The organism is Sorangium sp. So ce295 (assembly GCF_051527405.1).
Classification (GTDB): Bacteria; Myxococcota_A; Polyangia; order Polyangiales; family Polyangiaceae; genus Sorangium; species Sorangium cellulosum_B.
The window spans coordinates 767,783-782,198 of sequence record NZ_CP150324.1; the positions used below are offsets into that span (position 1 = coordinate 767,783).

Sequence of the window (14,416 nt, forward strand, 5' to 3'; positions counted from 1 at the left end):
CCGGATCTCTCGGAGCCGCGCGGTGGCCGGCCTGTCCGCCGAAGGATGTTCATGAGTCACCCCGGATTGCGCGCGAGATTCGAGCCGTCGTCGATGGCGCTCTGGCTGACGATCGCGGCGCTTGTCGCCCTCGCCGCCCTCGCCGCGTCCTGCGCGGAGGACCCGGCCGCCGCGCCGTGTGATGACGGCCTCACGCCGTGCGGGGGAGCGTGCTTCGACACGCAGGCCGATCCGGACCACTGCGGCGGCTGCGAGGGCGTCTGCGCGAGCGGGACGCGGTGCGAGGCGGGCGTGTGCGTCGGCGGGGACGGGGGCGGGGGCGGGGGCGGGGCGGGCGGCGAGCTGTGCGCCTCCGGCCTCGTGGCGTGCGGCGGCGGCTGCGTGGACGTGAAGAGCGATCCGCTGCATTGCGGGACCTGCGAGGCGCGCTGCCCCGTCCACGAGACGTGCGTGGAGGGGGCGTGCGTCTGCGACGAGGGCTTCGCCCTCTGCGGCGGCAGGTGCGTCGATCTGGCCGTCGACCTGGCGCATTGCGGCGCGTGCGGCGCGGCGTGCGCCCCGGGGCTGTTCTGCCGGGAGGGCGTGTGCGCCTGCGCCGTTGGCGACTACGAGGACATCGGCTCGACGGTCCCTCGGCTCCTGACGGGCACCACGGTCGGCGCGGAGGCCTATTTCTCGCTCGCTTGCACGGCCGTCGGATCGAGCGAGTTCGTCTACAGGTTCACGGCGGAGGAGGCCGGCAGGTACAAGTTCGACACCGCCGGATCGAGCTACGACACCGCCATCGGCGTCGTGGACTTCGACGCCTGCGAGGCGCTCGCGTGCAATGACGATCGCGGGGGAGCGATGACGGGCAGCGCCTCGGTGGACCTCGAGGAAGGGCAGAGCGTCTTCCTCGTCGTCGCGGGCTACGACGGCGCGCAAGGCGACTTCGCCCTTCACCTCGACCGGATGGCGCCGCCGGCGTGCCCGCTCGACACCCTCGCGACGGCTCTCCCGCTGAGCGTCACCGGGGACACCTGGCGGCTCGGCGACGCCGTCTCGACGCGTTGCGGTTCAATCGACACCTCCGACGCGAGCTATAGCTTCACCGCGCCGCACGCTGGTGGGTACGTCTTCGACACGTCCGGATCCACGTTCGATACCGTCCTCGAGCTGCGCAAGGGGTCCTGCTCCGGGGCGGTGATCTCGTGCAACGACAACGACAGCGCCGTGGGAGCCAAGACGTCGCGCCTCGTCGCGAACCTCGCCGAGGGCCAGACGGTCGTCGCGGTCGTCGACGGCGTCGACGGCGGATCCGGGCCATTCACGCTCAACGTCTCCGAGTACGTGCCGCCTCCATGTCCGGAGCTCACGCTCGGCACCACGTTTCCGCAGAGGGTGACAGGCACCACGGCTATCCCGGATCGCATGAGCGCCCTCCCGTCTCCCTGCACCAGGGACAGCGGCCCCGAGGCCACCTATGCCTTCACCGCGCCGGCGACCGCGCTCTACACCTTCGATACCTTCGGCTCCTCCTTCGACACGGTCCTGCACCTCCACAAGGGGACATGCAGCGGCGAGAGCGTCGCGTGCAACGACGACGCCTCTGGCACGCAATCGCAGGTGGAGGTGATGCTCCGCGAGGGAGAGACCATCTCCGTCGTCGTGGACGGCTACGCTCCAGTCGCCTCCGGCGCCTTCCAGCTCAACGTGAGCCAGACCTTCGTCCTCCCTTGCCCGCTGATCGATCTCGGCTCGACGGTGCCTCAGACAGTGACGGGGACGACCGCGGATGTGGCCGACGTCCTGCGCCCGAGCTGCGGCGCCGGCGCCGGCGAGGTGACCTACCGCTTCACCGCGCCCGCGGCCGGCACCTACATCGCCGATACGTTCGGATCGAGCTTCGACACGGTCCTCTCCGTCCTCGACGGCAGCTGCACCGGGGCCGAGCTCGCGTGCAGCGACGACGCGCTGGAAAGCGAGCAGTCGCGGTTGACGCTGGAGCTCGCCGAGGGGCAAACGATCGTCCTCCTCGTGGACGGCAGCGCCGCGGGCGCGTCGGGCGATTTCACGCTCCGCATTGCCCCGTTCTCCGGCGGCGGCACCTGCTCGACGGCGATCGATCTCGGCTCCGTCGTGCCGCAGCTCGTGACAGGGAGCACCGCGGAGCGCCCCGAGTCCGTTCGCCCGACCTGCGGCTCCTCGTCGCATGCTCCAGACATGATCTACCGCTTCACCGCGCCGCAGGACGGGCTCTACATCTTCGATACGTTCGGATCGAGCTTCGACACGATACTCCAGCTCTTGAAGGAGAGCTGCACGGGGACGTCGCTCGGGTGCAACGACAACGCGGACGGTCGGCAGTCGCGTGTCGCCCTCACCCTGGCCGCCGATCAGACCGTCCTCGCCGTCGTCGACGGCATCGGCGTGAGCTCCGGCGACTACGTGCTCCAGGTGGACCGGTTCACCGGCCCGGGGACCTGCGCGACGGCGATCCACCTCGGATCGCCGCTGTCGCTCACCAGGACCGGCACCACGCGAGGCCAGCCCGACGCGGTGAGGCCGACATGCGTGTCCGCGGCGTCCGTGTCCTCTCCGGAGACCGTGTTCACCTACACCGCCCCGATCGGCGGCACCTATATCATCGATACGATCGGTTCGTCGTTCAACACCGTCCTTCACGTCCACACGCGCGGCTGCGCCGGCACCGAGCAACAATGCAACGACGACCTGACCAGCTCGCAAGCGTCGAAGGTAGAGATCAAGCTCGCCCGCAACCAGACCATCACCGTGGTCGTCGACGGGTACAATGGAGCGTCCGGCGACTTCACGCTGAAGATCACCAAGCTCTGAGTCCGCGCTGAATGTGCCCTGGAGCCGGCCCGACGATGGCGCCTGTTGCGTCGAGCCCGCGAGGGCGCCTCTCCGCGGCGCGGCGCGGCGAGCGCGGTCCGGGCCGCGGCTCGATCTGCGCGCCGCCAGCCGAGCACCCCCGCCGGTTGCGGATGCGTCGGCCGTGGGCGTATCCTGGCGCACGCCTCGTTATCCGCTCGCCTCGAACGGCCACGCACCCCCCAAGGATGGCTATGAATAGATCCGGATTGCGCCTCAGGCCCGCCCTGTCGTCCGCCGCGCTGCTCCTGGCTGCGGGGGTCGTCCTCGCGGCGTCCTGCGCGGAGAGCCCCGACGTATCGAGCGAGTGCCCCGACGGGCTGTCGCGGTGCAATGGAGAGTGCGTCGAGCTCGAGGCGAACGCCGATCACTGCGGCGCGTGCGGCGACGCCTGCGAAGCGGGGCAGCTCTGCGTGAAGGGCCGCTGCAGCGGGGGCGGCGGCGAGGGCGGCGGCGGCGAGGGCGGCGGTATAGGGACCGGCGTCGGGGGCGGGGAGGCGTGCGGAGAAGGCCAGTCCGACTGCTCGGGCAAATGCGTGAACCTCGAGACCGACCTGCGGAACTGCGGCGATTGCGACGTCGAGTGCGCGGAGGGGCACGTCTGCGCGGACGGCTCCTGCGCGTGCGCGGGCGACCTCACGGCGTGCGAAGGCGCCTGCGTCGATGTGCTGAGCGACAGGCGCAACTGCGGCGAGTGTGAATCCAGCTGCGCGCCTGCCCAGCAGTGCGTCGACGGCGTCTGCACCTGCCCCGCCGGCCTCGCGGCGTGTGATGGCGCGTGCGCCGATCTGCAGACGAGCCAGCTCCACTGCGGCGCCTGCGGCGTCGCGTGCGAGCGAGGGGCGGTATGCCAGGCAGGCGCCTGCACCTGCGTCCTCGGGACGTATGACGAGCTCAGCGACACGTTCCCGCAGAGGGTCACGGGGACCACCATCAGCGGCGAGACGAACTACGATCTCGCGTGCGTGGCCGCCAGCTCGTCGGAGCGGGTCTACCGCTTCACGCCTTCCGAGGCGGGGACATACACGCTGGACACCGTCGGGTCCACCTTCGATACGGCCATCGGGGTGCTGGGAGCGACCACCTGCGCTCAGCTCGCCTGCAACGATGACATTGCCACCGGGGTCGCCCAATCGCGGGTCCGCGCAGTCCTCGAGGCGGGCCAGCAGGTCCTCATCGTCGTGACCGGCTTCGACGGAGGGGAAGGCGATTTCACGCTCAACATGACGAAGGCCGATCCGCCGAAGTGCCCTGGGGGGGCGATCGACGCCGCGCTCCCGGCGACCGTCACCGGCAACACCGAGCACTCCGGCGACGCGATCAGGCCGACGTGCGGAGCTGCAGACAGCCCCGACGCGAGCTACATGTTCACGGCGCCGGCGGCCGGGAAGTATGTATTCGATACCTTCGGCTCCGGGTTCAATACGATCCTGGAGCTGCACGATGGCGCTTGCGATGGCGACGTGCTCACCTGCTCCGACGACGCGGGAGAAGGGTCGCAGTCGCGCGCCACGGTGGAGCTCCGCGCCGGCCAGACGGTCGTGGCGGTCATCGACGGCTTCGAGGGCGCGCGTGGGCCCTATACGCTGAACGTCGACGCGTGGGCTCCGCCCGCGTGCCCCATGATGGATCTGGGCTCCGCCTACCCGCAGACGATCACGGGCCGCACGTCAGGCCGCGACGGCGTCCTCCAGCCCCCGCCGGACTGCGCCACGGGCAATTCCCCCGAGGTCAGCTACAGCTTCACGGCGCCCATCGCCGGCCGGTACACGTTCGATACGAACGGCTCGACCTTCGACACGGTGCTCCACGTTCACGACGGCAGCTGCACGGGCGCCTTGCTGGGGTGCAGCAACGACGCGGAGAGCTTGTCGTCCCAATCGCAGGTGTCCACGCCCCTCGCGCAGGGGCAGACGGCGTATGTGGTCGTGGACGGCGCGTCCGGGAAGCACGGCGCGTACACGCTCAACGTGAGCGGCACCCCGGGCCCCCCGTGCCCGGAGAAGGCGCTGGAGTCGGTCGTCCCGCAGACCGTGTCGGGGACGACCGCCGGCGCCGGCGACTACGTGAGCGCGCCGTGCGGCGTGCCCGGCGGCGAAGACAGGGCGTACAGCTTCACGGCGCCGGCCGACGGATTGTACGTCTTCGATACGCTCGGATCGAGCTTCGACACGCTCGTCCACGTGCACGCCGGCACGTGCGGCGGCGCGGTGCTCGGCTGCAACGACAACGCCGCGGGCGTCCAGTCGCGGGTCGTGGTGCCGCTCGCTGCGGGGCAGGAGACCGTCGTCGTGGTCGATGGCGCCAGCGCCAAACCTCAGGCCGCGGGCGAGTTCGAGCTCAACATCAGCCTGTTCCAGGGGGACGGCATCTGCGGGAACCCCGTCGATCTCGGCTCGACGGTCCCGCAGACGACGAGCGGCTCCACCTTGTTCCAGCCGAACTCGGGCACACCGAGCTGCGTCCCGTCGAGCGGCAACGACAGGGTCTATCGGTTCACCGCGCCGGCGGACGGGACCTACGTCATCGACACGCTGTCGTCGAACTTCGACACCGTCCTTCACGTGCACGACGGCGACAGCTGCTCCGGCCCCGAGCTCGCGTGCAACGACAACGCGGTCATGGCCAGCTCGCGCGTGACCGTGACCCTCACCGAAGGGCAGGTGATCACGATCATCGGCGACAGCCGGCGTTCCTCCTCCGGCAACCTCACCCTCAACATCGCCGCTGTCCCTTGAGCGGGGCGCGCCCTGCTCGGTGACCCGCCGGCCGGGGGGGAGCGGGGCGGCACGGCTGCTGTGGCGGGTCGGCCGCCGAGGCGGGACCGGCGGCGGGCTCGGGGGCCGCGGGCCGGGGAGGCGCGGATCGGCGCGCGTGGGGGCAGGTGGAGCGGCATGGAACGATCGGGAGCCATGGAAGGCGGCCAGCGCTCTCGTCGGTGAGCGACGCGGGCGACGCGTCGACGCTGTCGACGGGCCCGCCCTAGGAGTTTTCTTGAGAGCGGCGCCCGCCCGTGCGAGTCTCGGCCCCCTTGGGACTTGCGCCCGTCGTCCGGGACGCGCCCCTGTGATCCGGGTCGAACCATGCCAAAGGAACGCGTGTTCTCCCTCGATGCCGTTCGGACCGACGGCTGGTTCGAGCGCATAGGCGACGGCATCGGCAGCTTCCAGGCGCTCTGCGAGATCGTGGGCGAGGCGTTCTTTGCCTTCTCGATGATTACGGGCGCCCGCATCACGGCGCTCACCGTCGACCGCCGCAACCCGGACAACACCCTGGTCGACTTCGTTATCGCGCCGCCGGGCGAGGAGGACATCGACGGCGACGTCCAGCGGCTCACGCTCGCGGACTTCCGCCACCGCCTCGTCGGCGCCCTCCTCACGGAGGACACGACGCCGCCCGCGCCCGAGCGGGACACCGACCTCGAGGGCATCCAGCTCCACATCGGGGTCCGCTACCTGCTGCTCGCCCCGCTCTACGGCTACAGCCTCCGCAAGCTCGCCGTCGAGGGGAAGACCTCGCGCCTCCTCCTCCTGCGCGACGGCATCGAGGAGACCCACGAGCTCAACGAGTTCCGCGCCCGGATCCGCTCGCACGTGCGCGACGAGCTCGAGCGCGCCTCGGCCGGCGCGCGCTCCGCCATCGATCTCACGAAGGTCGCCGAGGCCGAGGTCGCCTCGCAGCGCGGCGACTTCCCGAAGGTGATCCAGCTGCTCGGCACCTGGCCGGCCCCGCTCGCGATCTTCCTGCGCACGCCCGAGGGGCAGATGCTCACGCCGGACGCCCGCAGCCTGATCGCCAAGGGCCTCGGCCTCCTCGGCACCGCGTGCGTCAAGCTCGGCGAGGAGCACCAGGGCGAGGAGGTCATGCGCCTCGCCGTCCAGTATGCGCACGACGGGGCCGCGGCCGGCGACATCTTCCGCCGGCTGGGCGAGGCCATGCTCGAGGACGGCCGGGCCGGCGAGGCCATCGGCCCCCTCCGGCGCGCCGCCAACCTCGGCGCCCCGCCGAAGCAGATCTGGCCGCTGCTCGCGCGGGCGTTCGTGCAGCGCAAGAAGTTCGTCGCCGCCCTCGCCTGCGTCCGCGAAGCGCGGAGCGTGGGCGTGGCGGACGCCGACATGGTGGAGGAGATCCGGGAGATCGAGGCCAGCCTGGGGACGGCGCTCACCGCGTGGCGAGGGCTGGTCCTGGCCGCGAACCGCTCCTAGGATCGCGGTCCACCGGTTGGCCGACCGCCTCCATTGACACCCCCGCGGCGGCCGACTAGATCCGGCGCGGATTAAGCCGGGATCGCTCGGATTTTTGCTGCTTCAGGCAGCATCGCCGCGTCGCTCTCACCTTTTTGGACTGCATGGTTCGGGGCCGTGGGCCCCGAGGTCTCGCCCCGAGACGCCGCGCGCCTCGGCGAGATGGTCGACCCCTCCAGGGGTCGACGCGTAGGAGTGCTCTCTCGATGGCCACCTACATCCCCCTGTTCCTGCTGTTTCTCGTCGCCGCGATCATCGCGCTCGCGATGTTCACGCTGACGTCGCTGCTCGGCCCGAGGAACCCGACGCCCGAGAAGATGATCCCGTACGAGTGCGGCAGCGACTCGACGGGCGGGCGGTTCGTCAAGCCGAGCGTGAAGTTCTACCTGACGGCGATCCTCTTTGTCGTGTTCGACATCGAGGCGGTGCTCATCTACCCGTGGTCGGTCCAGTTCCGCACCCTCGGGTGGACGGGCCTCGCGACGATGAGCTCGTTCGTCGCGCTGCTCGTCGTGGCGCTCGTGTACGTGTGGAAGAAGGGAGCTCTGGAATGGGAGAAGTGAAGGCCGGTGGGCCCTCGACGCGGGTGATGGAGGGCTCCGAGCACGGCTTCGCGACCACGCGCGTGGACGCGCTGCTGAACTGGGCGAAGAAGTACTCGCTGTTCCAGTACCCGTTCGTGACGGCCTGCTGCGGCATGGAGTACATGGCGATGGCGAGCCCGCGCTTCGACATGGCGCGGTTCGGCGCCGAGGTGCCGCGCTTCTCGCCGCGCCAGGCCGACCTGCTCTGGGTGGTGGGGACCATCAGCCAGCGCCAGGCGCCGGCGCTCCGCCGCATCTACGAGCAGATGGCGGACCCGAAGTGGGTGCTCGCCTTCGGCACGTGCGCCTCGTGCGGCGGCTTCTACGACAACTACACGACCGTCGCCGGCATCGACAAGGTCATCCCCTGCGACGTCTACGTGCCCGGCTGTCCGCCGCGCCCCGAGGCGGTGCTCGACGGCCTCATGCTGCTCCAGGACAAGATCGCGCGCGGCGATCGCACGCCGGCGATCGTCAAGCCGCGCGAGGACCCGGCGCAGACGACGGAGCACCTGGTCACCCTCCAGCGCAAGGAGCGGAGCCTGCCATGAGCAAGAAGGTCCTAGAGCTCCTCACGGCGCAGTTCCCGGGCGCCGTCCTGGAGACGCACTCGCAGTTCGGCGACGACACGGCGGTGCTCGATCCCGCCGTGTGGCGCGACGCCGCCCTGTTCCTCCGCAACGACCCGCGGACCCTGATGAACATGTTCGTCGACCTGACCGCGGTCGACTACCTCTGGCGCGGCGACGTGCCCCGCTTCGAGGTGGTCTGCCACCTGCGGTCGCTCGAGCGCAACCACCGCATCCGGATCAAGGCGCGCGTCGGCGACGAGGAGGGCAACGGCGCCGAGATCGACTCGATCGTCCCGGTGTGGAAGGGCGCGAACTGGTTCGAGCGCGAGTGCTACGACCTGCTCGGCATCGTCTTCAAGGGGCACCCGGATCTCCGGCGCCTCCTGATGTACCCGGAGTTCGAGGGGCACCCCCTGCGCAAGGACTACCCGGCCAACCGCATCCAGCCGCTCATCCCGTTCCGGGACGTGCCGAACACCGGCAAGCTGCCGCCGTTCGGCCCCGACGAGGGCATGAGCTTCGGCCGCCAGTCGCACGACTTCGCGCGGAGTGGCCCCGGGGCGTCGATCGACGGAGACGAGGCCGTGAGCAACGGCAGGCGCGCGGGCGCGCTGGAGGAGCGGAGCTGACCCATGGAACCCCTGGATCGCGAGCTGGACGAGGCGGAGCTCGACCTACCGAGTGAGCCGATGCTCCTCAACATGGGGCCGTCCCACCCGGCGATGCACGGCACGGTGCGCATCGTGCTCGAGCTGTCCGGTGAGACGATCAACAAGGCCGACGTGCAGATCGGCTACCTGCACCGCGGCTTCGAGAAGATGTGCGAGCGCGGCACGTGGTCGCAGGTCTTCCCGTACGTCGACCGGCTCAACTACGTCTCGCCGATGCTCAACAACGTCGGCTTCGCGCTGGCGGTCGAGAAGATGCTCGGCGTCACGGTCCCCGAGCGCTGCCAGTACTACCGCGTGATCCTCGGCGAGATGGCGCGCATCTGCGATCACATGATCTGCAGCGGCGCCATGGCCATGGAGCTCGGCGCCTTCACGCCGTTCCTCTACCTGTGCCGCGCGCGCGAGATCTTCTGGGAGATCTTCGAGGAGGAGACGGGGGCGCGCCTGACGCACAGCTTCGGCCGCGTCGGCGGCATGGCGCGGCCGCCCACGGCCGACTTCAAGGCGATGGTCCGCGTGGGCCTCGAGCGCGTGCTCGCGCTCATCAACGACGCCGAGAAGCTCATCCTCAAGAACCGCATCTTCCTCGATCGCCTCGACGGCGTCGGGCAGATCTCGCAGGAGGACGCGCTCGCGCTCGGCTGGACGGGCGTCGTGCTCCGGGCGACCGGCGTGCCCTACGACGTGCGCCGGGCGAACCCGTACATGGTCTACGACCGCTTCGACTTCGACGTGCCGGTCGGCACGCGGGGCGACAACTACGATCGGTTCATGTGCCGCCAGGAGGAGATCCGCCAGGCGGGGAGGATCATCGAGCAGGCGCTCGAGCAGATGCCCGACGAGGGGCCCATCAACATCGACGATCCGCGCATCGTGCTGCCGCCGAAGGAGGAGGTCTACACGACCATCGAGGCGACCATCCAGCACTTCAAGATCGTCATGGAGGGCATCAAGGTGCCCGCGGGCGAGTGTTACTCGTACACCGAGGCCGGCAACGGCGAGCTCGGCTTCTACCTCGTGTCCGACGGCAGCGGCACGCCGTACCGCGTGCGCATCCGCCCGCCGTGCTTCGCCACGACGCAGGGGCTCTCCCAGCTCATCACCGGGCTGATGATCCCCGACGTCGTGCCGACCTTCGGCTCCCTCAACATGATCGGCGGGGAGTGCGACCACTAGCGACGGCGCGAGGAGCGCTCCCGTCATCGACTTAGGAAAGCAAGGGCCCTCCGCGGCCCCGCCGGGAATCGAGAGCACGATGCCTACGATCAAGATCGACGGAAGGGAGATCCCCTTCGAGAGCGGTGACACGATCATCCGCGCGGCGCACCGCGCCGGGATCGACATCCCCCATTACTGCTGGCACCCGGGCCTCAGCGTCGCCGCCAACTGCCGGATGTGCCTGGTCGAGGTGCTGCCGCCGCCGGGGCGGCCGGCGATGAGCCTCGACATCCTCCGCTGGGACGCGGCGAAGCAGGACTACGTGCCGGCGGCGAAGCCGAAGCTCCAGCCGTCCTGTCAGATGGCCTGCGCGAACGGCATGGAGGTCCTGTCCGACAACAGCGACCACGTGGCCGAGGCGCGCTCGGCGGTGCAGGAGCTTTTGCTGCTGAACCACCCGGTCGACTGCCCGATCTGCGATCAGGCCGGCGAGTGCCGCCTCCAGGACTACTGGCTGGAGCACCAGCGCAAGGGCAAGCGGATGCGGCAGGAGCCGGTGCACAAGCCGAAGGCGGTCACCTTCGGCCCGACCATCGTGTACGACGCCGAGCGCTGCATCGTCTGCACGCGGTGCATCCGCGTCTGCAACGAGCTCGCCCGGGATCCGGTGCTCTCCGTCCGCGAGCGCGGCAACCTCGGGGAGATCACGGTCTCGCCGGGGCGCGAGCTCGACCACAACTACACGCTCATGACCGAGCACGTCTGCCCGGTCGGCGCGCTCACGTCGCGCGACTTCCGGTTCAAGGCGCGCGTCTGGTTCCTCCGCAGCGCCCGGACCGTCTGCCAGGGCTGCGCGACGGGCTGCAACGCCTACCTCGACTACGATCCGCGCAACAACACGCCGTACCGGCACCGCCCCCGCGAGAACATGGCGGTCAACACGTACTGGATGTGCGACGAGGGCATGCTCTCGTACCGGCACGCGGTCGATGGACGGCTGCTCACGGCGCTCGTCGGCAACGACGACGCGAGCGTCGACGACGCGCTCGCCGCGGCCAAGGAGCAGCTCGCCGGCCACGGCGACGACCCGGCGAAGGTCGCGATCGTCCTGTCGGCGCAGCACTCGAACGAGGACAACTTCGCGCTCTACCACCTCGCCACGACGTACCTCGGCGCGACCGACTTCTTCGTGTCGGGCAAGCCGCTCGGCCAGGGCGACGACATCCTCATCAGCGAGGACAAGAACCCGAACACCCGCGGCGCCGTGCAGATCGCGGCGGCGACCCCGCCGCGCCCGGTCGCGGAGCTGATCCAGGGGATCGCGTCCGGGCAGTACGCGTACGTTGTCGCCCTCGGGTCGGACCTCGAGGTCGACGCGGGCGAGGCGCAGCGGGCGTTCTCGCGGCTGAAGGGGGTGGTGACGATCGCCGCCCACGAGGGGCCGCTCGCGAAGGCCGCGCGCGTCGCGCTGCCGGCGTGCTCCTGGGCCGAGGCCGAGGGGACGTACGTGAACGGCAAGGGCCTGGCGCAGCGGAGCGAGCGGGCGCTGCTCCCGCACGGCGACGCGCGCCCTGCCTGGGAGCTCATCGGCCGGCTCGGGCGCGCGCTCGGGTACGAGACCGGGTGGAAGACCCTGGCCGAGCTCCGCCGCGCGATGCCGCCCGGCGCGGCGCTTGGTGGGGCAGCCGCTCCCACCGCGGCGCTCGGCGCTGCGCCCGCCATCGCCGACGGCGCGCGGGTCGAGCCGAAGAAGACGGAGGCCACGGCATGACCAGCGTCGAGCTCGTTCTCGCGATCGTCAAGATCCTCATCGTCGTCATGTTCCTGCTGAACATGGCGGCGATCGCCACCTGGGCCGACCGGCGCCAGGGCGCGATGGTGCAGGACCGCGTCGGCCCGAACCGGGCGGTCGTCTACCTGCCGTCCCTGGTCGTGCGGGGCATCGTGTTCTTCCCCCCGGCGCTGCTCGCGGCGCTGTCCGTGTTCACGGCGACGCGCGCGGCGTCCGCGCCGGCCGCGGCCGAGACGATGGTGGCCGCCGCGCAGTTCGCGGTGGCCGTGGCCTGGCTCGGGCTGATCGTGTTCTGCGCGTCGGCCCGCAGCGGCGGCCCGATCAACCCGGCGGAAGAGGCGCTCGCCCGCGTCGAGCCCCGCAACATCTTCTACGGGGGCGTCATGGCCCACGTCGCGGTCTTCTTCCTGACGCAGGCGGTCCCGCTCTCGGCGGCGCCCGTCGTCGCGCGGATCGCGTGCGTGCTGCTCGGCGCGCTGCTGCTCGTCACGGGCGCGTACGCCGCGCTGCGCGTGCCCGAGGGCAAGATCCCGCTGCGGCTCCTCGGCACGCTCCACGCCGCGGCCGACGCGATCAAGATGATCTGGAAGGAGGACTTCATCCCGAAGAACGCCGACCGGCTCCTCCACTCGCTCGCGCCGCTGCTCGCGATGTTCCCGGCGCTCGTGACGTTCGCGGTCATCCCGTTCGGCGACAAGCTCTGCTTCGAGGACAACGGCGACGGGGTCTTCGGCTTCGGGGACCTCCCGCTGCTCAAGCGGACGGTCGACCAGGCGCTCACGTGCGGCGGCCACGTCGTGAACCTCCAGGTCGCGGACCTCAACGTCGGCATCCTCTACATCTTCGCGATGGCGGGCACCGGCATCATCGGCGCCGCGCTCGCCGGCTGGGCGAGCGACAACAAGTTCTCGCTGCTCGGCGGCCTGCGCGCCGCGAGCCAGATGGTCAGCTACGAGGTCGCGATGGGCCTCAGCGTCGTCGGCCTCTTCATCATCTACGGCAGCGTCCGGCTCGGCGACATGGTGCAGTGGCAGGCCGAGCACACGTGGGGGATCTTCGTCCAGCCGCTCGCGTTCATCCTGTTCCTCGCGGCCCTCGCGGCCGAGACGAAGCGCATCCCGTTCGATCAGCCCGAGGGCGAGAGCGAGATCGTCGCCGGCTACTTCGTCGAGTACTCCGGGATGAAGTTCGGCATGTTCATGACGGGCGAGTACGTCGAGCTCATCACGTCGAGCGCGCTCCTCGTCACGCTCTTCTTCGGCGGCTACCACCTGCCGTTCCTGGACCGCGACGGCATCAACATCGCCTTCGGCGACGCGACGCTCTTCCAGTACAAGATGACCCACTTCGCCGTGAGCCTGACCTACGTGCTGGCGTTCTTCGGCAAGACGATCCTCATGGCGTGGGTGCAGGTCTTCTTCCGCTGGACGCTGCCGCGCTTCCGTTACGACCAGGTGATGCGGCTCGGGTGGACGAAGCTCCTGCCGCTCACGATCGTCAACATGATGGTCACGGGCATCGTCGTGCTGGCCGTCGACTCGGCGCCCGCGGGGCTCGTCGGCGGTCTCCAGGTCGCGGCGGACGTCACCCACGCGATCGTCGCCCTGGGCGGGTTCGCGGCGGTCGTGGCGCTGATCGCCGGCCTGCTCGAGCCGGTCGAGCGCCAGCGCACCGTCAACTCCACCTCGTCCCGGTTCGCTGCCGCGGCGGGGGGCACCAAGGCGTCGCCGCAGCAGGCGTAGAGGAGGATCTCATGGCGAGAGCTACCCCCAGCACCACGTGGACGAAGCCGGCCGGAAGGCCGGTCGCCGGCAAGCCGATCCCGCGCCCGACCCGGAGCGCCGACGTCCAGGCCTACATCCCCGAGATGGTCAAGGGCCTGGGGATCACGATGAAGCACTTCTTCAAGAACACGAAGGAGATGGTGCTTGGCCAGAAGCCCGACCCGGTGCTGCACGCGCTCGAGCCGGGCGTCACGACGATCAGCTACCCCGAGGAGAAGCGCCCCTACCCGGAGCGCTTCCGGGGCATCCACCGGCTCACGCTGCGCGAGGACAACTCGCCCCGCTGCGTCGCGTGCCTCTGCTGCTCGACGGCGTGCCCGGCGCAGTGCATCGCGATCGAGCCGGCCGAGTACCCCGACGGCGATCGGCGGAAGGGCTACGAGCGGTACCCGAGCAGCTTCGTCATCGACGAGCTCCGCTGCGTCTTCTGCGGCTTCTGCGTCGAGGCGTGCCCCGTCGACGCCATCCGGATGGACACCGGCCTCCACGCGGTGCCCTACGATTCGCGCGAGCAGTTCATCTACCGGCGCGATCTCCTCATGAGCCTCTCCGACCGCTCGGGCTCGCGGCTGACGGCGAACACGCGCCACGAGCCGGGCGACCCGACGCACCCCGGCCTCTCGCGCGACCACGCGGATCACTGAGCAGGTCTTCCTCCCCCGGTAGGCCGTGTCGTTGCGCCGCCTGGCGCGCGCGGTGGAGCCCGGGCATCTCGCCTCTCGTCCGGCCGAGGTTCT

General features: G+C 70.4%; 10 protein-coding genes. All 10 read left to right on the forward strand.

Translation table 11 applies throughout. The features are described 5' to 3' along the window. Window positions 1–51: 51 nt before the first annotated feature. The 10 genes from WMF11_RS02890 (at window position 52) to WMF11_RS02935 (ending at window position 14,323) form a co-directional block, all read left to right on the forward strand. A complete protein-coding gene (locus WMF11_RS02890) occupies window positions 52–2,835 on the forward strand; it encodes an MXAN_6577-like cysteine-rich protein (RefSeq protein WP_437976334.1) in 2,784 nt (927 codons plus the stop codon). Window positions 2,836–3,068: 233 nt separating this feature from the next. Further along, window positions 3,069–5,612 carry an MXAN_6577-like cysteine-rich protein gene (locus WMF11_RS02895; protein ID WP_437976335.1) on the forward strand — a complete coding sequence of 848 codons (2,544 nt, stop codon included), beginning with the start codon at window positions 3,069–3,071 and terminating at the stop codon, window positions 5,610–5,612. A gap of 345 nt (window positions 5,613–5,957) precedes the next feature. Next, window positions 5,958–7,079: a hypothetical protein gene (locus WMF11_RS02900; RefSeq protein WP_012233156.1), complete on the forward strand. Its 1,122-nt coding sequence runs from the start codon at window positions 5,958–5,960 to the stop codon at window positions 7,077–7,079. Between the two features lie 245 nt (window positions 7,080–7,324). Then, complete coding sequence (locus tag WMF11_RS02905) at window positions 7,325–7,681, forward strand: NADH-quinone oxidoreductase subunit A (RefSeq protein ID WP_437297602.1); 357 nt, start codon at window positions 7,325–7,327, stop codon at window positions 7,679–7,681. 26 nt (window positions 7,682–7,707) lie between these two features. After that, on the forward strand, window positions 7,708–8,253 hold the full coding sequence (locus WMF11_RS02910; protein ID WP_437301525.1) for an NADH-quinone oxidoreductase subunit B: 546 nt from the start codon (window positions 7,708–7,710) through the stop codon (window positions 8,251–8,253). After that, window positions 8,250–8,903, forward strand: coding sequence for an NADH-quinone oxidoreductase subunit C (locus tag WMF11_RS02915; RefSeq protein ID WP_437549273.1), 654 nt, complete (start codon window positions 8,250–8,252; stop codon window positions 8,901–8,903). Before WMF11_RS02910 ends, WMF11_RS02915 begins: the two co-directional genes overlap by 4 nt. Before the next feature lie 3 nt (window positions 8,904–8,906). Next, window positions 8,907–10,121 carry an NADH-quinone oxidoreductase subunit D gene (locus WMF11_RS02920; RefSeq protein ID WP_437549275.1) on the forward strand — a complete coding sequence of 405 codons (1,215 nt, stop codon included), beginning with the start codon at window positions 8,907–8,909 and terminating at the stop codon, window positions 10,119–10,121. Window positions 10,122–10,200: 79 nt separating this feature from the next. Continuing rightward, window positions 10,201–11,874 (forward strand): 2Fe-2S iron-sulfur cluster-binding protein, encoded by a 1,674-nt coding sequence (locus WMF11_RS02925; protein ID WP_437549276.1) that lies wholly within the window; start codon window positions 10,201–10,203, stop codon window positions 11,872–11,874. Continuing rightward, complete coding sequence (locus tag WMF11_RS02930; protein ID WP_437906885.1) at window positions 11,871–13,637, forward strand: complex I subunit 1/NuoH family protein; 1,767 nt, start codon at window positions 11,871–11,873, stop codon at window positions 13,635–13,637. Before WMF11_RS02925 ends, WMF11_RS02930 begins: the two co-directional genes overlap by 4 nt. 11 nt (window positions 13,638–13,648) lie before the next feature. After that, entirely contained in the window at window positions 13,649–14,323 is a 675-nt protein-coding gene (locus tag WMF11_RS02935) for a NuoI/complex I 23 kDa subunit family protein (protein WP_437549280.1), read from the forward strand. The last annotated feature ends 93 nt before the right edge of the window (window positions 14,324–14,416 follow it).

Coding starts and splice junctions, on each gene's coding strand:
- WMF11_RS02890 (WP_437976334.1), top strand. CDS start 52: ATGAGTCACCCCGGATTGCGCGCGAGATTCGAGCCGTCGTCGATGGCG.
- WMF11_RS02895 (WP_437976335.1), top strand. CDS start 3,069: ATGAATAGATCCGGATTGCGCCTCAGGCCCGCCCTGTCGTCCGCCGCG.
- WMF11_RS02905 (WP_437297602.1), top strand. CDS start 7,325: ATGGCCACCTACATCCCCCTGTTCCTGCTGTTTCTCGTCGCCGCGATC.
- WMF11_RS02920 (WP_437549275.1), top strand. CDS start 8,907: ATGGAACCCCTGGATCGCGAGCTGGACGAGGCGGAGCTCGACCTACCG.
- WMF11_RS02900 (WP_012233156.1), top strand. CDS start 5,958: ATGCCAAAGGAACGCGTGTTCTCCCTCGATGCCGTTCGGACCGACGGC.
- WMF11_RS02935 (WP_437549280.1), top strand. CDS start 13,649: ATGGCGAGAGCTACCCCCAGCACCACGTGGACGAAGCCGGCCGGAAGG.
- WMF11_RS02915 (WP_437549273.1), top strand. CDS start 8,250: ATGAGCAAGAAGGTCCTAGAGCTCCTCACGGCGCAGTTCCCGGGCGCC.
- WMF11_RS02910 (WP_437301525.1), top strand. CDS start 7,708: ATGGAGGGCTCCGAGCACGGCTTCGCGACCACGCGCGTGGACGCGCTG.
- WMF11_RS02925 (WP_437549276.1), top strand. CDS start 10,201: ATGCCTACGATCAAGATCGACGGAAGGGAGATCCCCTTCGAGAGCGGT.
- WMF11_RS02930 (WP_437906885.1), top strand. CDS start 11,871: ATGACCAGCGTCGAGCTCGTTCTCGCGATCGTCAAGATCCTCATCGTC.